This is a genomic window from Pantoea sp. X-Soil-OKNW-556, from assembly GCF_059730695.1.
In genome coordinates this window covers 2,938,022-2,958,673 of sequence record NZ_AP035990.1, presented here as the reverse complement: position 1 = coordinate 2,958,673, position 20,652 = coordinate 2,938,022, and the positions used below count along the sequence as shown (strand labels likewise).

The window sequence follows — 20,652 nt, the reverse complement described above, 5'->3', positions numbered from 1 at the left end:
GCGTAATTTTTTCCAGTCAAAAAATGCCATTCTCGTCAAAAGATATTCATTCATAGATCGCTGTCACAATTGCATTAATTAACTGTCACCTCAGGGAACTCTGAGCACATATTTGCAAAAATCACCCCACCCTCAGCACTATTCTCTGCTCGATCTTTCCAGTAACTCACAAAAGAATAACCATTATGAACAGAAAAGAAGCAGTGCAACGCATCCCGAGCCGTCTGGCCGCGGGAACGATTATGTTCGCTCTGCTGAGCGCATCTGCCGTGGCAGCAGATGCATTCAGCTACGATTCTCCCTATATGTTTGGTGACTGGGGCGGTTACCGAACGCAGCTTGAGAACGATGGCGTCAAATTTGACGTTAACTACACCATGGAAAGCGCCTCTAACCTTGGTGGCGGTTATGACAAAAACACCTCGATGCGCTACAGCGATCAGTGGGCGTTTGGTGTCAATCTCGATCTGGAAAAACTGCTGAACTGGCAGGATGCCGAATTCCAGATGACCATTACCGACCGTAATGGCCGCAACATCTCTGATCAGGTGGGCGATCCGCGAAGCGGCACGCTCTCTTCCGTTCAGGAAGTCTACGGTCGCGGTCAGACCTGGCGTTTAACCCAATTCTGGTTACGCCAGGGACTATTTAATGACGTGGTCGATATCAAAGCGGGTCGTGTCACCGTGGGTGAAGACTTCGATAACTTCGACAGCAAATTCCAGAACCTGGCGTTCGGCAGTGGCCAGGCCGGTAACTGGCGTGGCGACCGTTGGTACAACTGGCCGGTTTCACAATGGGGCGGTCGTATCAAAGTTAACATTACGCCGGAAGTGTTCTTCCAGGTGGGCTTCTATAACGACAACCCGAAAAACTACGATACCGGCAATGGCTTCCGCCTTGATATGAACAATTCACTCGGCAACATGGTGCCGGTGGAATTAGGCTGGAAACCGACCTTTGGCCCGGACAAACTGCCGGGTAACTACCGTATCGGTTACTACTATTCGTCAGTTGATGGCGATGTGTATGGCAGCTGGCGTAATGGCGCTTACCAGGATCAGGCGCATGCCTATGGTGGTTATGTCCTGTTGCAACAACAGCTGACGGCGCAGGGCGGCGATGCCAGCCGTGGTCTGGGCGTCACGGTTCAGGCGGTGATGAACGATCACAAAACCTCAAAAACCGACAACTATCAATCCATCAGCTTTACCTGGAAAGGACCGTTTGATGCGCGTCCTGCCGACGAAATTGGTATTGGTGCAGCACGTATCCACGTAAACAGCTCCTATACCACGGCATTACGTCAGCAAAATGCGGCGAATGGTGAAACGGACTACAACAGCCCGACCTATCTGCCGATTCAGGATGGTTCTGAATATAACTATGAAATCTATTACAACGCTCAGTTGACCAAATGGCTGCAACTGCGTCCAAACCTGCAATATGTTGTAGCGCCGGGGGCCGTGAGCGAAGTGAAAGATGCGTTTATCGGCGGTATTGCGGCGAATATCAATTTCTGATTAATCACTTACCAAAGAGGCGTCCTGTGGGACGCCTCCAATTCTGCGCGATAAATCGCGCCGCGACAGAAATTATGTTCGGTTAACCGAACATAATCTCGGCCCAACGGGCCAGGCCCGCGGTGACTGAGCCAAAATCATCGCCACTGGCAATGGGCGTATCCGGTAATGCCTGCTGTAACGCTGCACGCAGCACCGGTGAACGGGCGCTGCCGCCGGTCAGATAGATCACCTCCGGCTTGGTCTCACAGGTCGCCAGTGCCAGATGCACCTGTTCCAGAATGCGTTCCAGCGGTTGATTGATCGCCTCTTCCAGCTGTGCCGCGCTGGTTTCCGTCTGTAACTGCGCAGCAATAAATGCCAGCGAAGCGGAGGTAACCGGTTGATCGGAAAGCGCGATCTTGCTTTCTTCCGCCGCACGCACCAGCCGATAGCTCAGTTTCTGTTGCCATACCTTCAGCAGGTATGCGACCTGATCAGGATCCTGGGCATCACGTACCAGGTCGCGCAGAAGCTTGCCGCAGGCGGCAGAGTAAAACTCGCTTTGTGCCGGAACATCGTTGATCGCCACCGCGTTCCACCACGGCAGGGCGGGGAGGGCGATGCCTTTCTGCGTGTTACCGCCAAGACCGAGCAGCGGCATCAGGGTTTTGAACGCCAGCATAATATCCAGATCGTTTCCGCCCACGCGGCAACCGCTGTGCCCCAGCAAGCTGGCGCGACGATCGGCTTTATTGCGCCATTCCGGTCCCATCAACAGCATTGAGCAGTCGGTAGTACCGCCGCCGATATCGACCACCAACACCCGTGTCTCTTTGGTCAGTGTGGCTTCGAAATCTAAACCTGCGGCCACCGGTTCAAACTGAAATTCCACATCGCGGAAACCGGCGCGTTTAGCCGCACGCAGTAGAATCCCCTGCGCCTGCTCATTCGCTTCATCTCCGCCCAGACCCTGGAAGTTAATCGGACGGCCAATCACCGCCTGATCAATCGGCTGCTCGAGCTGGCTTTCACCCTGCTGGCGGATATGCAGCATCATGGCGCAGACCAAATCCTCAAACAGCGCGATCTGCTGTGGTTTCAGGCCGTTGGCCCCGAGAAAGGATTTGGGCGATTTAACAAACCACACCTCTTCCGGCTCAACCATATAGTTTTGCAACGCAGTAAGACCAAACTGGACGCTGCTGGCGGTCACATCGATGTCTTCTTCGCGGTTAAAACGCAACGCGCGTTGCAGCAACGCCTGACCTTCGCTATCGGGAGTCGGCACCTGATGGTGACGGTAAAGCCATTCGCTGATAGCTTCGCGGGTGGGCGCGCAAATCATGGAGGGAAGCAGGCGCTGGCCATTTTCCAGCGTCAGCAGCCGTGGTGTGCCCGCATCGCTGACTGCGATGGAACAGTTGGCGGTGCCATAATCGAATCCGATAAACATTATTGTCCCCCATGCCGGAAAAAAGGGGGCGACTTTAGCGCAGCTCGCGCGGGCAGGCAAGGCAGATTACATCTGTATTTCCTGATAAACATGATATTGCCCGCGTCCGGCGTGTTTGGCGCTGTAGCAGGCAACGTCGGCCTGGGACATCACCAGATTGCTGATGCAATTATGCTCGTCAATCTGCGTCATACCGGCGCTGGCACCGACTTGATAGATACTGTCCAGCCACATAAAACGATACTGATTGATCGCCGTCACCAGCCGTTGTACCACCTCGCGCACGTCATCGACCTCGCAGTCCGGCAACAGCAAGCCAAATTCGTCACCGCCGAGGCGGGCGAGGAAATCACTGCTGCGGATATGGTGTTGCATCAGCTCACTCAGCTCGCGCAACAGCGCATCTCCGGCAGCATGGCCCGCGGTATCATTCACCGCTTTAAATTTGTCGAGGTCGATAAATACCAGCACATGCTGATGCTGGTTGACTGCCGCATCACTCAGCAAGCGTTTAAACTGCCTTTCAAAGTTGAGACGATTGGGTAAACGCGTCAGCATATCGTGAGAAGCGCTATAACTCAGACGCTTCATCATCTTGCGTGATTCGCTGACGTCCTGAATGACCATCACTGCCCCAATACTGTCGCCAGTCAGCGTCTTCAGCGGGGTGATGCTGTAATGGACTTCGAATACGCCCCCGTCGGCGGTGTGCAACACCAGCTCTTCTTCCAGGTCTGGCGTGGTTTTTTCTGCCGGAAGCTGGCACAACAGCAGATTGTGGATCCGCGCCCCGGCAGGGCCATGCGTGATGTTAAGCAACTCGGAGATTGCCATCCCTGCTGCGGCATCCTGCGTCCAGCCGGTCATCTTTTCTGCCACCGGATTCATAAAGGTGACCTGCATTTCATCGTTGGTGCTGATCACCGCTTCACCGATCGAATCCAGGGTAATCGCCATGCGTTCTTTTTCCTGGAATAAGGCATCGTTCAGTGCGCGCAGATGGGTAATATCCTGGCTGATACCGAGCATACGTTCGATCTGCCCATCCTGGCTGAGGATACGGTTGGCTTCGGTACGCACATAACGGATCCCCTCCGATAATCCGATGCGGTATTCCATATGAAACGCACTGCGGCGTTCAATCGCCTGCTGCACCGTCAGTGCGACATATTCCTGTTCTGTTGGGTGCACCCGTTGTAACCACAGGTCATAGGTAGGGACTTCATGCGGTGCCAGCGCAAACAACTCATACATGCGTTTGTCCCACATCAGCTCACCGGTCACCAGGTTCCATTCCCACACGCCAATACCGCCCGCTTCATTGGCGAGGGTAATGCGTTCCATCAGGCGTCGATTTACTTGCTCACTCTGCTTAAGCTCAGAGATATCAACGATTTGTGAAATGAAATACAGCGGTTGCTGTTGGGCATCCCGCACCACTGAGACGGTCAGGCGCGCCCATACCGTTTCGCCATCTTTGCGGAAATAACGCTTTTCCAGGGTGTAAGTCATGATTTCACCCTCCAGCAGCCGCCTGAGTTGCTGTAAATCGTTGTTCAGATCGTCAGGGTGGGTGATTTGCTGAAAAGTGAGCTTACGCAACTCTTCCGCCGGAAAGCCCAGAGTTCGGCACAGCGATTGGTTGACCTGCAACCAGTTCCCCTGCGGGGAAACCAGCGCCATGCCGATCGCGGAATACTCCATAGCGTTACGGAAGCGGGTTTCGCTCTCAGCGATATGATTTTTTTCACGCTGGAATGCATCCATCACCAGCGCCATAACGTGGCTGGGGATGAGCACCAACAGGAAGGGCAGCCAGGTTCCAGCCTGACCCAGCATACGGTCATCGTGACCGAGATTGACCAGGTTGAATGCCAGCAGCAGCGAGATAAAACTGGAGTTGAGCAGGAACAGTAAAAAGGCTTCGAACTTGGGTAAGCGTATCGCACACCAAAACAGGATCACTACAATAAAGGTGAAGGGCCACGGCAGATAACGCAGGCTGAGGTAGCTGGCAAGCAGGGTAAAGGCCAGGGTGAGGATCGTTTCTATACTGCGATGGCGCGCAACCGGGTTTTCCTGCTTTCCTAACGGCCACAGCAGCAACACCGGGCCCAGCGCCAGCATACCAATGACTTCAGAAATCACCCAGGTGGAGAAAAACGGCAGCGAGGCGGTGCCACTGACGCTTAACAACCACAGTGCCAGCAAGCCGCCGACAAAAGGCGCGATAATACCGGCAGTGACCACATAACGGCCCCAGTCCAGCAGTGAGTCGAGGGGCGCGCGCCGATCGAGCAGCACACGCAGCATGATGCCGCCCATCAGCGCCTGTAACATGTTAAGCAGGGCAAATTTGAGGTTGCTGACCGCCGGGCCAATCACCAGGAGGTTGGCTAACGCAGTACCCACCATGCAGCCTAATAATAACAGCGGCACGCGGTGCACCGGGGCGCGGAACACCACAATGGTCATTAACGCGGTGGAGAACCACAACGGAGAAATACGCCCGCTGACAATGATCAATTCCAGACAGAATAACGTCAGCACAAACGCAACTACCCCCAGGTAGAGGGCGTTGAGCCAATGTTTCTTTGAGCCATCTTGCGAGGTTAAAATTTCGAGGGTCATGCACGAATCCAGCAGCGCGCATTCGCAACACGACGAAAAATGCGCCAGTCATTCTCTAACTGGAATGCTAGCACATCTGGAAAAGATGTCTGCCGCGAATTCACTTTTCTACCTTATTCAATGCATTGAATCGCCCTTTATTAACAAAGGGCTGACTGATCACTGACGAAAAAGATCCGCACGAGTATAAGGTTTTTCCAGCCCGGCGAGGTCAGCGGAGAAGCGTTCAAGGAATTGCTGGGTGGTCGCAACCCGCCCGTGGCTCATCAATAACAGTGGTACCAGAAATGCGACACCCATCTGCGGCAGACTAAAACCTTTAAGTGCGGTGTCGCGCTGGCTGAGCAGAAACGCACTGCTGAGGGTAAAGCCCAGCATCAGGCCGGTAAGCACTTCACTGAGCGAATGCGCATGGATCACCAGACGCGAGAAGCCGACCATCATCGGAATCAGGTAGCCGACACCAATGGTGCACAGCCGCCAGAAACCAGACCAGCGACCCGACACCAGCCACATCATCACCGGCCAGAGCGTCGCTGACATGGCACTGTGACCACTGAATCCGGTGAAGTTAAATCTGGCGCTGCCGATGCCAAAGCCGAGAAACATGATTTTCGAGATGCTGACCAGCAAACCCGCGAGGCCAAATGCCAGCAACCAGTACCAGACGGTACGATGGTTGTCGCTTTTCCACGGCAACACCAGTGCGATGATCACCGCGGTGGGGATCAGCAACATACTGTCACCGAAATACGTCAGGGTTTTCCAGCTCATACTTCTCCTTGCGGGCTTACAATCGAACAGGCGCAACGCTGCATACCACGTCGGCATGAAGAACAGTGTATCGATTATGCGCCCCGCTGCAAAAGGGGATAATCTGAAAAGGTGTCGGCTGCATTTCTCTGGCATCAAACCGGTGAAATCCCTATAATTGCCGCCAACCAAACCCTCTCATTATCGGCCCGTCGAAGCATGTGCTTCAACAGGCTCCAGTTATCAGGTCTTAAAAAAGTATGACTGACAAGTCTCATCAGTGCGTGATCGTTGGCATTGCAGGTGCATCCGCATCCGGAAAAAGTCTTATTGCCAGCACGCTCTATCGTGAAATCCGTGACCAGGTCGGTGACGAGCATATCGGGGTGATCCCGGAAGATGCCTACTACAAAGATCAAAGTCATCTCACAATGGAAGAGAGGGTAAAAACCAATTATGACCATCCCAGCGCGATGGATCATGACTTGTTACTGCAACATTTGCAGGCGCTGAAGGCAGGCCAGAACATTGATCTGCCGGTTTACAGTTATGTCGAGCACACCCGTACCTCTGAATCTATCCATCTGAAGCCGAAAAAAGTGATCATTCTGGAAGGGATTCTGTTGCTGACTGATGCACGCTTGCGTCAGGAGATGAATTTCTCCATCTTTGTCGACACCCCGCTGGATATCTGTCTGATGCGTCGTATGAAACGCGATGTTAATGAACGTGGTCGTTCGATGGATTCGGTGATGAGCCAGTACCAGAAAACCGTGCGCCCGATGTTCCTGCAATTTATCGAGCCTTCCAAGCAGTACGCCGACATTATTGTGCCGCGCGGCGGGAAAAACCGTATTGCTATTGATATCCTCAAGGCAAAAATTAACCAGTTCTTCGAATAAACCGCGTCCGGATGGACGTGTGCGGCTCAGGTTGTCACCAAATGGCAACCTTTCGCTACACTTAAATCATGGAGTTACAGCGATGAGATTATGCGATCGCGATATAGAAACCTGGCTGGACAGCGGTAAGTTGGCGATCACACCGCGTCCACCGGTTGAACGTATTAATGGGGCCACCGTAGATGTGCGCCTGGGCAATCAGTTCCGCACGTTTAGCGGTCACACTGCACCTTTTATCGATTTAAGTGGTCCGAAGCATGAGGTGAGTGCTGCGCTGGACCGCGTGATGAGCGATGAAATCGTGCTGCCGGAAGGGGAAGCCTTCTTTCTGCATCCGGGGGAACTGGCGCTGGCGGTGACGCTTGAGTCGGTGACGATACCCGATGATCTCGTCGGCTGGCTGGATGGTCGTTCATCACTGGCGCGTCTGGGATTGATGGTGCATGTTACGGCGCACCGTATTGATCCCGGCTGGCAGGGACGGATTGTGCTGGAGTTTTACAACTCGGGTAAGCTGCCGCTGGCGTTGCGTCCCGGCATGTTGATTGGGGCATTAAGCTTTGAGCCGCTCTCTGGTCCGGCAGCGCGTCCTTACAATCGTCGTGAAGATGCGAAATATCGCGGTCAGCAGGGTGCTGATGCCAGCCGTATCGACAAAGATTGATCGTCAAACTTTGAGGAAGTAATGAGAAGATTGATAACCACGCTGGCCATCCTGTTAGTGGTGGTCGTCGCGGGAATGACCGCTCTGGTGTTGCTGGTAAACCCCAACGACTTTCGTACCTATATGGTACATCAGGTGGAACAACGAAGTGGTTATCGGCTTCAGGTTAACGGCGATTTACGTTGGCATGTATGGCCGCAGCTCAGTATTCTCGCGGGGCGCATGAGCCTGACAGCGCCGGGTGCCAGCCAGCCGCTGGTTACCGCCGAGAATATGCGTCTTGACGTGAATCTCTGGCCATTACTTTCTCATCAACTCAGCGTCAGTCAGGTGATGCTGAAGAATGCCATCATTCGTGTCACACCCGACAGCGATGCGCAAAAACCCACTGGCTCACCTGTGGGGCCGCGTGATACCGAGCCGACCACCAGCAGCAATGGCTGGTCTTTTGATATCGGTAAGCTACGACTTGCTGATAGCCTGCTTATCTGGCAGCAGCAGGGTGGCGACGAATATAACTTCCGCGATTTCAATCTCAGCCTGAATCAGGATGCCAGCAAACAAGCCAGCATCGATCTCAGCACCCGTGTTTCACGTAATCAGCGTAATTTCACTGTCAGCCTGAAAGGGCAGTTCGATGCGGCTCAGTACCCCCACCGTCTCAGTGGCAGCATTGACGCGCTGGATTACACCCTTGATGGCGCGAATCTTCCGACGCAGGGGATTAAAGGGACGTTAAGCGGTGAGGGTGAGTGGAACAGTGACCGGCAGCAGTTTGCCTTTAATAAATTGCAGCTGAGCGCCAACGACAGTTCTCTTGATGGCAGTGCAGAAGGGAGCCTGATGCTGCCGCAGCGGCTTGATCTTAAATTGCATGCGACGGCACTTAACCTCGATAACCTGATGGTCAGTGCGCCGGCAACTGATAGCAGTGCCGCGCAGCATGCCACTGTGATACGCACGCCAGTGATTGCGGAACCACGCGAACGTGACAATAGTGATTCTCCGCTGAATATGATGGATCTGGCGCTCAACCTGACGGCAGATCAGGCGGTATGGCGTGGCCTGACGCTCAGTCAGTTGCAACTGACGGCGAGCAACCAGGAAGGGTTGATGACGCTGAGTCAGTTACAGGGCAAGTTGGGTGACGGGCAATTTTCTATTCCGGGCACTGTCGATATTCGTCATCCAATCACCACGGTGACACTGCAACCCGAATTGCAGCAGGTGGCGATTGCGCCATTGCTGAAGGCGTTTGCCTTGCCGGAAGTGCTTCAGGGGACGGTATCTCTGCAAGGGGATTTGAGCGGCAGTGGTCTGAGCATTGATGATGCTAAACAGAAGTGGCAGGGTAGTGCAGAGCTGACGGCGAGCAACCTGCAACTCGCGCAGCTTAATCTGCAACAGATGGTGAGCCGTGCCGTGGCGCGCGTCAGCAATCGCGTCAGCAATGATGAAGGTGAAGATCAGAGCATCCAGCAACTGAGTGGCCGCATCAGCCTGAATAAAGGTGTTGTCACGCTGCCTGATTTACAGGGCGGCAGCAATCATCTGGCGGTACAGAGCCAGGGGAATATCAATCTGCTTACCCGTCAGTTGGATGTGACCATCAATATGATGTTGCGTGGCTGGAAAGGGGACGAGAAGCTGGCTGCGGTCATGAATGAGCAGACCATTCCCCTGCGGATGTACGGGCCGTGGGATAATTTGCAGTACTCGCTGCCGGTAGATCAGGTATTGCGCCAGCAGTTGCAAAGCGAAGCGAAGAACCGACTGGAACAGTGGCTGGATCGTCAGCAATCATCACAGAAGAAACCTTGATTGACCAACGTAACGGCGCGATTTATCGCGCTGTTACGAAAGTGGATCGCCTATTCTGTCCAGCGGCACAATCTCTACCTTCTGGACGCGATGATTTTCCACCCGCAATGTACGCAATAAATAATCCCCCACCTGCAACTCCTCACCTTCCTGCGGCACATGCTGGAGGCTATCCATCAGCAAACCGGCCAGTGTGTGATAATTGCGCTTATCATCCAGCGGCAGCCGGACATAGGTCGCCAGATCCTCCAGCGGCATATGTCCGTTGGCAATCCAGCCACCTTGTGGGCCGGGTTGGATGTCGTAGCGGGGATCAATCTCTTCCCCTTCATTGGGGAGATTGCCGGCAATGGTTTCCATCACATCACTTAAGGTAACCACACCTTCCACCGAGCCAAACTCATCGACAACAAAGGCAAAATGCGTGCGTGCCTGACGAAATTGCTCCAGTGCCTGTAGCAGTGTGACGCGCTCGGGAAAAACCAACGGTTGGCGGATGAGTGAACGTAAATCCAGTGATTTTGCGTGCAGCGACTGATGCATTAAATCAATCACATGGACGACACCGAGCGGTTCATTGCCCTTTTCGGTAATCAAAATGCGCGTGTGTTGATTACGGTCGAGCTTGGCCATGATTTCCGCTGGATCTTCACTCAGATCAATATGCTCGATATCGTGACGTGAGGTCATGATGCTGCTGATTTGACGCTGTCCCAACCCCAGCACGCGTGCGATCATCCGTCGCTCCTGTCGGTTAAATAGCGCGCCTTCTTCATCACTTAGCAATGAGGCGGTATCGGCGTCCAGCTCTGCTCGCTGTGCTTCTCCGCGCAAAATACGTAATACAGCTTCGGCGGTACGCTGGCGCAAGGGACGGCCTGCGGAGAGAAAACGACGACGGTTGAACATCGCCAGCTGGTTAAACATTTCAATCAGAATCGAGAAACCGATAGCGGCATACAGGTAACCTTTCGGGATGATAAAACCGAGTCCTTCAGCGACGAGGCTGAAGCCAATCATCAGCAGAAAACTGAGGCAGAGAATCACGATGGTGGGGTGGCTATTGACGAAGCGCGTTAAGGGTTTGCTGGCCATTAACATCAGCAAGATAGCAATGGTCACCGCCGTCATCATTACCGGCAATTCATTGACCATCCCCACGGCGGTAATCACCGCATCCAACGAGAAAATGGCATCCAGCACCACAATTTGCGCAACTACCGGCCAGAATTTAGCGCCATTTTTGGTTTGACCGTTGTCCTCGTCGCTGCCTTCAAGACGGTCATTCAGTTCGGTGGTGGCTTTATAAAGGAGAAATACCCCTCCGGCAAACAGCAGCAAATCGCGGGCGCTGAAGCTGTGTTGCCACAGGGTAAACAGCGGCTGGGTCAGCGTGACCAGCCAGGAAAGCGAAGCCAGCAGAACCAGGCGCAATAGCAACGCCAGCAGCAGACCAATCACGCGAGCGCGATCGCGCACCACAGGGGGTAGTTTTTCCACCAGAATGGCAATGAAAACCAGGTTATCAATGCCCAGAACCAGCTCAAGAACGATTAGCGTGACTAATCCTGCCCAGAGCGAGGGATCAGCGATCCACTCCAACATGCTTTCATCACCTGAATGTCTGAGAATGAGCTTAGTCTTATCATAGTTAATCCTGTGAGGGGAACAAATACCCCGACCTTGCCGATTTCCGTAGTGCAGCAGCGTAATAAGGATTAATCCGAGAGGGGTTTTTTGACAGATAAGTTGAATGTATGGATAAACACCGCATACCTGAATTTGTTGTGGTTAATTGTTTTCGGGGCGTGACTGCGTTCGTTTTTAATGCGAATTGCTCAGAAGTTGAATATCGAACTTTTCTGATTTTTACGTGGGAATGGCCTGAAAGGGATGGCATCAATACTAATGACTGGTAGTCTTTTTCCTAAAAGAGAGCAGGGAACACGGGGTCTACTTGTAAACAAGCCAGTAATAACTAGTATAGCAACGTGTTAGTAAATGTCTGCGCTTATGTAGTTAATAGCGTCTTGTTTAGCTTCTTAATGTTGAGAATTGTGATCGTGTCCCGGTTAAGGCCAGTTATTGTCATGGCAAACCGGTAACCACGGACGGGAAATTAGGGCAAGTAAAGCGGTATTGGCAGCGACAGCCAAGGGCGGTAGCGTGTCCGAAGTACTTTTTAAACTGGGAATCTGGTCTGCAAGAGTGTTGAAGGAATTCAGACTAATCTGTTGGTATTTATCACAATTTTCTTTCTTTCTCGGTAAGGGAATTGACATGAACGCCAGAGATTTTCCCCGCAGATTGCCTGTTTTATGACAGTTTCAATATCGCTCGTTTATTACACAGGCCAGAGGCGTTAAGGATTAGGGAAATAAAATAAAGAGTTAATTATGCGCGATAACGAATTTACCTATAAAAGTCTTCTCACTAAAATTTTACTGGCGTGCTCGGATTTAATTTGTTTCAACGCGGCGTTGTTTATTGCTCTGGCACTCATTAATTCGCTCACGAATTCCCCACTGGCAGATATTTCTGAAAAAGACCTCAATTTAAAAATCGCCACGCACATCTGTTTGTCGATTATTTGTGTTGGCTGGTTCTGGGTGCGGCTGCGTCATTTCACCTATCGCAAACCTTTTTGGTTCGAGTTGAAAGAGATCTTTCGTACCATTCTTATTTTCTCAGTTATCGATTTGTCCATTACCGCACTGTCGCAATGGCAAATGTCGCGTTTCGTCTGGGTGCTGACCTGGCTGCTGGCATTAATGTTGATCCCGCTGGGGCGCGCCATTGCAAAACGTGTGCTGAACCGGTTTGGACTGTGGAAAAAGCAGACCATCATCATTGGCAGCAGCAAAAATGCCGTGGAAGCCTGGCAGGCGCTGCAAAGCGAAGAGGTGATGGGATTTGATGTGATTGCCTTTTTCGATGTTGATGGCAGTTGCCCGCAAGCCAGCATCGAAGGTGTGCCGGTGCTACGCAGCGAACACGAGCTTTGGCAACTTACCAACAATGAAACGCAGTTTATTGTCGCCGTTGAATTTGAGCAGAGTCAGTACCGCGATAATTGGTTGAAGACGTTGGCGATGCACAACTGCCGTTCGGTGTCAGTGATCCCGACCCTGCGTGGTGTACCACTCTACGGCACCGATATGGCGTATATCTTCAGCCACGAAGTGATGATTTTGCGCGTTAATAACAACCTGGCAAAACGCACCTCACGCTGCCTGAAGCGCGCGTTCGATATCGTCGGTGCACTCAGCATTATCATCGCGCTGTCCCCAGCCCTGCTGGTGTTAGGGTTCCTTGTCGGACGTGACGGTGGCAATCCAATTTATGGTCATGAACGTGTCGGTATGAATGGCCGAAAATTCAAATGCCTGAAGTTCCGCTCCATGGTGATCAACTCCAAAGAGGTGCTGGAAGAGGTGCTCCGTACCGATCCGGTGGCCCGAGCCGAGTGGGACAAAGACTTCAAGCTGAAAAATGACCCGCGCATCACAAAGGTTGGTCACTTTATTCGTAAAACCAGCCTGGATGAGCTGCCGCAGCTGTGGAACGTGGTCCGTGGCGATATGAGCCTCGTAGGACCGCGTCCGGTTATCGAAGATGAACTCTGCCGTTATGCCGGTGATGTCGATTATTACCTGATGGCGAAACCAGGCATGACGGGATTGTGGCAGGTCAGCGGTCGTAACGACGTTGACTATGAAACGCGTGTCTATTTCGATTCGTGGTACGTCAAAAACTGGTCGCTATGGAATGACATCGCGATTCTGTTTAAGACCGTTGGCGTAGTGCTCAAGCGCGATGGCGCCTATTGATAGACGCGAGGGCAGGGTGAGAACAGAAAGCATAGGGAGCAAATGATAATGACCCACAGTTTCGGTGTTTAACCCGTCAGTCTTTGTTTTGTAAGACGCTTACACAGCGGCGTTTTCGCCTCTATCAATCATTAACTGATAGCGAAGATCCAGATGATTACAATGAAAATTAAAATGATACCGTTACTGGTATCCGCCACTATTCTATCCGGGTGCACGATCGAACCAGGTCAGCGCCTTTCCACTAGCGGAAAAGATGTCATTGAACAACAGGATAGCAATTTTGACATCGACAAATACGTTAACGTCTTTCCTTTAACGCCGCGTCTGGTTGAGCAGATGCGCCCGAAACCGCTGGTTGCGCAAGCCAACCCAATGTTGCAGAACGAAATTCAGAACTACGAATATCGTGTTGGCATTGGCGACGTGCTTAACGTAACGGTCTGGGATCACCCGGAATTAACCACCCCGGCAGGTCAGTATCGTAGTGCCAGCGACACCGGTAACTGGGTGCAGGCAGACGGTACCATCTTCTATCCGTATATCGGTAAAGTGCGCGTCGCAGGTCGAACGGTGACCGAAATCCGTGCGGAAATCGCCCGTCGTCTGGCGCAGTACATCGAAAGCCCACAGGTGGATGTGAATGTCGCGGCTTTCCGCTCACAAAAAACCTACATCAGTGGTTCAGTGACCACCTCCGGCCAGCAGGCGATCACCAACGTACCCCTTACCGTGCTGGATGCCGTCAACGCCGCCGGTGGCCTGACCGCCGATGCTGACTGGCGCAATGTGGTGCTGACGCACAATGGCCGCGAGCAGCGTATTTCGTTGCAGGCGTTGATGCAAAACGGTGACCTGAGCCAGAACCATCTGCTGTATCCGGGCGATATTCTCTACGTACCACGTAACGATGATCTGAAGATTTTCGTGATGGGCGAAGTGAAGCAGCAGACCACGCTGAAGATGGACCGCAGCGGTATGACGCTAGCCGAAGCACTGGGCAATGCGCAGGGGATGGATCAGACCACAGCCGATGCCACCGGCGTATTTGTTATTCGTCCTATTCGTGGCAGCAACCGCACCAAGATTGCCAACATCTATCAGTTGAATACCAAAGATGCGGCGTCGATGGTGATGGGCACCGAATTCCAACTGGAGCCGTATGACATTGTTTATGTCACCTCCACTCCGCTCACCCGCTGGAACCGTGTGATTTCCGCGCTGTTACCGACCATTGTGGGTATTGATGATGCAAGCTCCGCAGCACTGCGTTTCCGCAACTGGTCAGACTAAGGTTTAACCATGATTACGTCCGTGTTAGTCGTCTGTGTCGGCAACATTTGCCGCTCCCCTACCGGGGAGCGTCTGTTCAAACGCGCTTTACCTGAAACCCGGGTAGCGTCTGCCGGGTTGGGTGCCTTGCGTGGCTCCCCGGCAGACCAGACCGCCAGTGATGTGGCCGCCAGACATGGCCTCTCGCTGGCGGGACATCATGCTCAACAGTTAACGGCAGATATGTGTCGTGACTATGACCTGATCCTGGTGATGGAAAAGCGTCATGTTGAACAGGTAAATCGCATCGATCCAGCCGCGCGCGGGAAAACCATGCTGCTTGGGCACTGGCTCAACCAACAGGAAATAGCGGACCCGTACAAAAAAAGCCGTGAGGCCTTTGAAGAGGTTTACGGGTTACTGGAAAACGCTACCCAGAAATGGGTCAACGTACTAAGCCGATAGTTGGGATTATCCATGAATATAAAAAACAAGGTTATGACAGCGCCGAAAGAGGATTCGAATGGATGGGATCTGGCGCATCTTGTGGGACAGCTCATTGACCATCGCTGGATCATTGTCGCTGTCACCGCCTTCTTCATGCTAGCGGGCACCCTTTACACACTGTTCGCGACACCGATCTACAGCGCCGATGCTATGGTGCAGGTCGAGCAAAAAAATACCAACTCGGTATTGAATGACTTACAGGACATTATTCCTTCAACCCCGGCTTCAGATACCGAAATTCAGATTCTTGAATCTCGCATGGTGTTGGGTAAGACGGTAAATGACCTCGGTCTGGATACCGTGGTGCAACAAAACTATTTCCCGATTATTGGTAAAGGTTTGTCGCGCCTGATGGGCAACAAACCCGCGCAAATCGCCATTACCCGTCTGGAAATTCCGCGCTCAATTGAGAAACGCACCGTACAGCTGGAAGTGACGGGTCCGCAGACCTACACCGTTACCAGCGACGGCGATGAGTTGTTCAAAGGCCGCGTGGGCCAGTTGGAGCAGCACGGCGAAGTGACCATGTTGGTAAGCGGTATTGAGGCTGATACCGGCACCAGCTTTGATGTCACCAAGCTGAGCGATCTGCAGGCGATCAAAGCGGTGCTGGCTAACCTGACCGTGGCTGATAAAGGGAAAGATACCGGCGTACTGGGTCTGGAATACCAGGACGAAGACCAGGATCAGGCCAGTCGTGTACTGAACCAGATTGTGAACAACTATCTGTTGCAGAACGTTGATCGCAAATCGGAGCAGGCGGCGAAGAGCCTCGACTTCCTGAAAAATCAGCTGCCCGAAGTACGTGAAAGTCTGAATGTGGCAGAAGACAAGTTGAACGCTTACCGCCGTGAAAACGAATCGGTGGATATGTCGCTGGAAGCGAAATCAGCGTTGGACTCGTCTGTCAGCGTCCAGAGCCAGCTTAACGAGCTGACCTTCCGTGAAGCGGAAGTGTCACAGCTGTATACCAAAGATCACCCGACGTACCGCGCGCTGCTGGAAAAACGCAAAACGCTGGAAAATGAGCAGGCCAATCTGAACAAGAAAATTGCCCAGATGCCGCAAACCCAGCAGGAGATTCTGCGTCTGACCCGTGATGTGCAGGCAGGGCAGGAAATCTACATGCAGTTACTGAACCGTCAGCAAGAGCTGGGTATCAGTAAAGCCAGTACCGTTGGCGATGTGCGTATTATCGACCAGGCAGAGACGGCCGCGTCACCTGTGGCACCGAAGAAACTGCTGATTATCGCCGCCAGCCTGATTGTTGGTCTGATGTTGTCAGTCGGTCTGGTGCTGCTGAGAGCGCTGTTCCACCACGGTATCGAGAACCCGGAACAGCTGGAAGAGCTGGGCATGAATGTCTACGCCAGTGTTCCCTTGTCGGACTGGCAGCGTAAGAAGGACACCGAAGCGCTGGCGCGTCGTGGTCACAAAGAGAAAAGCGACCCGCACAATACGTTGCTGGCGCTGGGGAACCCGACTGACCTCTCCATCGAAGCGATTCGTAGCCTGCGTACCAGCCTGCATTTCGCCATGATGGAAGCGAAGAACAACATCCTGATGATCACCGGTGCCAGCCCGGGTATTGGTAAAACCTTTATCTGTGCCAACCTGGCGACGCTGGTGTCAAAAGCCGGTCAGCGCGTGTTGTTCATCGATGGTGATATGCGTCGTGGTTATACCCACGAACTGCTCGGTGCGGAGAATAAGGTTGGTCTGTCTAATGTGCTGTCGGGTAAGACTGAATTCTCGCCAGCCATGATTCAGAAAGGTGTTTATGGGTTTGATTTCCTGCCGCGTGGTCAGGTGCCACCGAACCCGTCAGAGTTACTGATGCACCGCCGCATGAGTGAGCTGCTGGAGTGGGCCGGTAAGAACTATGATCTGGTGTTGATCGATACGCCGCCGATTCTGGCCGTCACCGATGCCTCCATTATCGGTAAGCTGGCGGGAACCTCACTGATGGTGGCGCGCTTCGAGACCAACACCACCAAGGAACTGGATGTCAGCTACCGTCGTTTCGCACAGAACGGTATCGAAATTAAAGGCGTCATCCTCAACGCCGTCGTACGTAAAGCGTCGAATGCCTACGGTTATGGCTACGACTACTACAACTACGAATACGGCAAAGAAACGAAAAGCTAATTAAAACGCAAAGTTCCGGGGCGGTTTATCCGCCCCATTTTTATGTAGCGGCGCGATTTATCGCGCGCCCTGGTTTTTAAATGCGCGATGAATTGATGCCGTTCATTTTTTTCATGCCGTCTGGCATGACGTTACACACAGCACACGCTTAAGTAATTCCGTAATGGTACGTATCTGCAAATGAAGAATGGAACTAACGCTATGATTTTTAGGAATAAAGCCAATTCCTCTCTTCAGCCCGCAGAGGTTACCGTTAACCCTGGAACAGCTGTTTAAGAGGTGCTGGCAATGCAGGACATCCGTTTCTCAATTGTAATTCCCGCCTATAACGCGTCGAAGTCGATTGTGACCACGCTGGATTGCGTCAATGCGCAAAGCTATCGCAATTTTGAGGTCATCATCGTGGATGACAAATCGGCCGATGCGACTGAACTGGCGCAGGTGGTACGTAGCGATCGCTATCAGGACCTGGATATCCGGCTGGAACTGTCGGACGTCAAACTGAACGGTGCGGGTGCGCGTAATAAGGGCATTGAACTTGCCACGGGTGATTTTATCAGCTTCCTTGATGCGGATGACGAGTGGCATCCGGACAAGCTATTGGAAGTCAGCCGCACCATCGCCAGCCTTGAGGCGCAGGGCAAATCCCGCTATGTCATCTTTAGCCAGGTAAACATCCATCAGGATGGCAGCTTCCTGAAAGTCATGCCGATGCAACCGCCGGGCAAAAAAGAGACGGTGGCTGAATATCTGTTTGGTTGCTATGGCTTTATTCAGACCAGTACCATCGTGCTGAGACGTGGTGATGCTGAAAAGATCAAGTTTGATGCCCGTTATATCCGCCATCAGGATTACGACTTTTGCATCCGCGCCGATCGCATGGGTTATACCTTTGTGATGATCGATAAGCCGCTGGCGACCTACCATCTGGTGACCAAATTCGGTTCGAAACATAAAGGGGAGTCGGTGAAATACTCCTTCTTCTGGCTCGACACCATGAAACCCTACCTGACTGCGCGTGATATCCACACCTACAAAGCGTTCAAGTTGCCACTGCGCTACAAAATGGATGGCAATTCATTGCAGGCGAGCCTCAGTTTTGCGCGCTACTTCTTCCTGACCAACAAGGACAACCAGGCCTACTTTCTCAGCCGCCTGATGGATAAGGTGAAAGCCCGGTTTTTCGGCAGCAGAGCCGTTTCTTGATTGCGTATTTATTGGCTCCGATCTCTGGAGCATTTTTTGGTTCCTGTCATCTCCTCTCACGGGTATTCAGATGAAAAATCATGTTGGCACCATTGGCATTGTCATGCCGATGTATAACGCACGTCAGACCATTTTGCGTGCCGTGCAGTCGGTAATGAATCAAAGCTATAGCGACTGGCACATCTACCTCATCAACGATAAGTCGACCGATGACTCACTGGCGCTGGTGCGTGAGCACTGCCAGGATGCGCGCATCACTGTGTTGGATAATGAGATGAACCTCGGGGCCGCAGAAACCCGTAATGTCGGGTTGCGCGCCGCGCAGGAAGAGATCATTGCGTTTCTCGACAGTGATGATGAGTGGCACCCGGAAAAACTGGCGGAGCAGGCCGCCGCGCTGGCGGCAGGTGACGATTTCGTCATTACCCATTATCACTACAAAACCCAAAGCGCTGATCACGACATCAACTACAGCAAACCCTATCTGCAACAGGAAAACTTCGTGAAGAAGCAGTATCGCGTCTGCTTCTCATCCGTCTGTTTCCGCCGTCCCCCGCAGGGCATCTTCTTCCAGCGTAAAGGCCATGAAGATTTCCTGTTCCTCTACGAACTGTTTCTCCGCTACAGGCAAGCCAGGGTGATCCAGAAAACGCTGGTGAACTATTACGAACTGGGCGATTCGCTGTCTCGTAATAAAAACAAAGCAGCGAAATGGCATCTGGAATTATTAAGAATTATCTATAAAAACAATCCCTTAAAAATTTATTACTATTACGGCTGGTATATGGTGAATGGTGTGCTTTTCACCCTGAAGCATCGTTAATAGCTGGCATCATTTACGTTTGAGGTGGAAAGCGTTTCATGAAAAAGATTGTTCTGGTGATTAAGGATGCCTATTCGTACGCGGGGACGGAAAACATCTGCAACTTTATGTCCGAGTGTCTCGGCGAGCAACATGATGTCACCGTGTATTCGCTGGAGGGCAGTGGTAAGCCGTTCTATCCATTCACCCATGCGAAAGAGATCGTCAGTTTCGCCGGGCATAAAAACCCGATTAAAAGTGCGGTGGCGCGTATCCAGCAGGAGGGATTCGACAGCGTTTTCCTGATCAGCATGGGGCGTCTCAGCGTGATGTTTGCGTTCTGGAATCTGATGTCGATGAAGAAAAAACGCTTCAAGGCCTATGCCTGTGAACACATCGCCATCAACTCATTCAGTAAACCGATCAAACTGCTGAAATGGCTGCTGTTGCGCTTCTATGACCAGGTGATTGTGTTGACCGACAAAGATCATCAGGTGTTCAGCCGCTGGAACATTCCCAGCCAGCAGATCCCGAATCCGGTGGTGTACAAATCATTCCAGCGTAATGCACGCAGTCGGCAGGCGCTGGCCATTGGCCGTCTTGAACACCAGAAAGGCTTCGATTTGCTGCTGGATATCTGGGCCGATTTCAGCAAAACCCACCCGGAGTGGAAGCTGGTGATTGCTGGCGACGGTGAACTGCGCCAGTCGTTACAGGAGCAGGCGACACAGCTGGGTCTTAACGATAGCGTCAATTTTGTCGGCCGAGTCAGCAACATCAACGATTACTACCGTGACAGTGACATGGCGTTGATGACCTCGCGCTATGAAGGGCTGCCGCTGGTGCTGCTGGAAGCCAAATCCTGGTCGTTACCGGTGGTGGCGTATGACTGCCCGACCGGACCGCAGGAGATCATCAATCAGGGCGAAGATGGTTTCCTGGTGCCGATGGACGATAAAGCCACCTTCCTGGCACGCATGGATCAGCTCGCCAGCAACGATGCCCTGTTCTATGCCATGAGCGAAAAAACCAAAGACACTGCGCTGAAGTTTGACGGTAAACAGATCAAACAAAGCTGGTTGGCGCTTGTTTAGCAAGCCGTAACGATTGTCGTGCCTCGGGGATACTTTCACCGCCCATTGACCACGGAATTTGACG

General features: G+C 52.5%; 15 protein-coding genes. 11 read left to right on the top strand and 4 right to left on the bottom strand.

The features are described from left to right. Positions 1-185: 185 nt before the first annotated feature. Positions 186-1,523, top strand: coding sequence for a carbohydrate porin (locus AC6I8T_RS13900; RefSeq protein ID WP_208723978.1), 1,338 nt, complete (start codon positions 186-188; stop codon positions 1,521-1,523). 82 nt (positions 1,524-1,605) lie between these two features. On the opposite strand, the gene yegD is transcribed toward AC6I8T_RS13900, so the two are convergent. The 3 genes from yegD to AC6I8T_RS13885 form a co-directional block, all read right to left on the bottom strand. Next, positions 1,606-2,958, bottom strand: coding sequence for a molecular chaperone (gene yegD, locus AC6I8T_RS13895; RefSeq protein WP_208723979.1), 1,353 nt, complete (start codon positions 2,956-2,958; stop codon positions 1,606-1,608). Positions 2,959-3,024: 66 nt separating this feature from the next. Beyond that, the gene (locus tag AC6I8T_RS13890; protein ID WP_497834042.1) at positions 3,025-5,589 is read right to left on the bottom strand and encodes a diguanylate cyclase; all 2,565 of its coding nucleotides are present in this window, start codon (positions 5,587-5,589) and stop codon (positions 3,025-3,027) included. A gap of 159 nt (positions 5,590-5,748) precedes the next feature. Beyond that, a complete protein-coding gene (locus AC6I8T_RS13885) occupies positions 5,749-6,363 on the bottom strand; it encodes a phosphatase PAP2 family protein (RefSeq protein ID WP_497834041.1) in 615 nt (204 codons plus the stop codon). Between the two features lie 239 nt (positions 6,364-6,602). On the opposite strand from AC6I8T_RS13885, the gene udk reads away from it, so the two are divergent. The 3 genes from udk to asmA all read left to right on the top strand — a co-directional run bounded on the left by udk (position 6,603) and on the right by asmA (position 9,729). After that, the gene (gene udk / locus AC6I8T_RS13880; protein ID WP_021185984.1) at positions 6,603-7,244 is read left to right on the top strand and encodes a uridine kinase; all 642 of its coding nucleotides are present in this window, start codon (positions 6,603-6,605) and stop codon (positions 7,242-7,244) included. 82 nt (positions 7,245-7,326) lie between these two features. Beyond that, the gene (dcd, locus tag AC6I8T_RS13875) at positions 7,327-7,908 is read left to right on the top strand and encodes a dCTP deaminase (protein ID WP_021185983.1); all 582 of its coding nucleotides are present in this window, start codon (positions 7,327-7,329) and stop codon (positions 7,906-7,908) included. Between the two features lie 21 nt (positions 7,909-7,929). Beyond that, entirely contained in the window at positions 7,930-9,729 is a 1,800-nt protein-coding gene (asmA, locus tag AC6I8T_RS13870; protein WP_497834040.1) for an outer membrane assembly protein AsmA, read from the top strand. A gap of 33 nt (positions 9,730-9,762) precedes the next feature. Here the strand turns inward: asmA and AC6I8T_RS13865 are convergent, their stop codons facing one another. Beyond that, positions 9,763-11,334: a TerC family protein gene (locus AC6I8T_RS13865; RefSeq protein WP_208723983.1), complete on the bottom strand. Its 1,572-nt coding sequence runs from the start codon at positions 11,332-11,334 to the stop codon at positions 9,763-9,765. Between the two features lie 791 nt (positions 11,335-12,125). Between AC6I8T_RS13865 and wbaP the strand changes: the two genes are divergently transcribed. The 7 genes from wbaP to AC6I8T_RS13830 all read left to right on the top strand — a co-directional run bounded on the left by wbaP (position 12,126) and on the right by AC6I8T_RS13830 (position 20,588). Then, positions 12,126-13,559, top strand: a complete 1,434-nt coding sequence (gene wbaP / locus AC6I8T_RS13860) for an undecaprenyl-phosphate galactose phosphotransferase WbaP (RefSeq protein WP_021185980.1) — start codon at positions 12,126-12,128, stop codon at positions 13,557-13,559. A gap of 153 nt (positions 13,560-13,712) precedes the next feature. Further along, positions 13,713-14,852 (top strand): polysaccharide export protein, encoded by a 1,140-nt coding sequence (locus tag AC6I8T_RS13855; protein WP_036627640.1) that lies wholly within the window; start codon positions 13,713-13,715, stop codon positions 14,850-14,852. 9 nt (positions 14,853-14,861) lie between these two features. Next, the gene (locus tag AC6I8T_RS13850; RefSeq protein ID WP_021185978.1) at positions 14,862-15,296 is read left to right on the top strand and encodes an arsenate reductase/protein-tyrosine-phosphatase family protein; all 435 of its coding nucleotides are present in this window, start codon (positions 14,862-14,864) and stop codon (positions 15,294-15,296) included. Positions 15,297-15,308: 12 nt separating this feature from the next. After that, positions 15,309-17,486 (top strand): tyrosine-protein kinase Wzc, encoded by a 2,178-nt coding sequence (wzc, locus tag AC6I8T_RS13845; RefSeq protein ID WP_497834039.1) that lies wholly within the window; start codon positions 15,309-15,311, stop codon positions 17,484-17,486. Positions 17,487-17,774: 288 nt separating this feature from the next. Then, complete coding sequence (locus AC6I8T_RS13840; RefSeq protein WP_208723984.1) at positions 17,775-18,692, top strand: glycosyltransferase family 2 protein; 918 nt, start codon at positions 17,775-17,777, stop codon at positions 18,690-18,692. A gap of 70 nt (positions 18,693-18,762) precedes the next feature. Next, entirely contained in the window at positions 18,763-19,515 is a 753-nt protein-coding gene (locus AC6I8T_RS13835) for a glycosyltransferase family 2 protein (RefSeq protein WP_021185975.1), read from the top strand. Positions 19,516-19,553: 38 nt separating this feature from the next. Then, the gene (locus tag AC6I8T_RS13830) at positions 19,554-20,588 is read left to right on the top strand and encodes a glycosyltransferase family 4 protein (protein ID WP_021185974.1); all 1,035 of its coding nucleotides are present in this window, start codon (positions 19,554-19,556) and stop codon (positions 20,586-20,588) included. Positions 20,589-20,652: the final 64 nt, after the last annotated feature.

Coding starts and splice junctions, on each gene's coding strand:
- AC6I8T_RS13865 (WP_208723983.1), bottom strand. CDS start 11,334: ATGTTGGAGTGGATCGCTGATCCCTCGCTCTGGGCAGGATTAGTCACG.
- wzc (WP_497834039.1), top strand. CDS start 15,309: ATGAATATAAAAAACAAGGTTATGACAGCGCCGAAAGAGGATTCGAAT.
- AC6I8T_RS13830 (WP_021185974.1), top strand. CDS start 19,554: ATGAAAAAGATTGTTCTGGTGATTAAGGATGCCTATTCGTACGCGGGG.
- dcd (WP_021185983.1), top strand. CDS start 7,327: ATGAGATTATGCGATCGCGATATAGAAACCTGGCTGGACAGCGGTAAG.
- AC6I8T_RS13840 (WP_208723984.1), top strand. CDS start 17,775: ATGCAGGACATCCGTTTCTCAATTGTAATTCCCGCCTATAACGCGTCG.
- asmA (WP_497834040.1), top strand. CDS start 7,930: ATGAGAAGATTGATAACCACGCTGGCCATCCTGTTAGTGGTGGTCGTC.
- AC6I8T_RS13835 (WP_021185975.1), top strand. CDS start 18,763: ATGAAAAATCATGTTGGCACCATTGGCATTGTCATGCCGATGTATAAC.
- yegD (WP_208723979.1), bottom strand. CDS start 2,958: ATGTTTATCGGATTCGATTATGGCACCGCCAACTGTTCCATCGCAGTC.
- AC6I8T_RS13890 (WP_497834042.1), bottom strand. CDS start 5,589: ATGACCCTCGAAATTTTAACCTCGCAAGATGGCTCAAAGAAACATTGG.
- wbaP (WP_021185980.1), top strand. CDS start 12,126: ATGCGCGATAACGAATTTACCTATAAAAGTCTTCTCACTAAAATTTTA.
- AC6I8T_RS13850 (WP_021185978.1), top strand. CDS start 14,862: ATGATTACGTCCGTGTTAGTCGTCTGTGTCGGCAACATTTGCCGCTCC.
- udk (WP_021185984.1), top strand. CDS start 6,603: ATGACTGACAAGTCTCATCAGTGCGTGATCGTTGGCATTGCAGGTGCA.
- AC6I8T_RS13900 (WP_208723978.1), top strand. CDS start 186: ATGAACAGAAAAGAAGCAGTGCAACGCATCCCGAGCCGTCTGGCCGCG.
- AC6I8T_RS13855 (WP_036627640.1), top strand. CDS start 13,713: ATGATTACAATGAAAATTAAAATGATACCGTTACTGGTATCCGCCACT.
- AC6I8T_RS13885 (WP_497834041.1), bottom strand. CDS start 6,363: ATGAGCTGGAAAACCCTGACGTATTTCGGTGACAGTATGTTGCTGATC.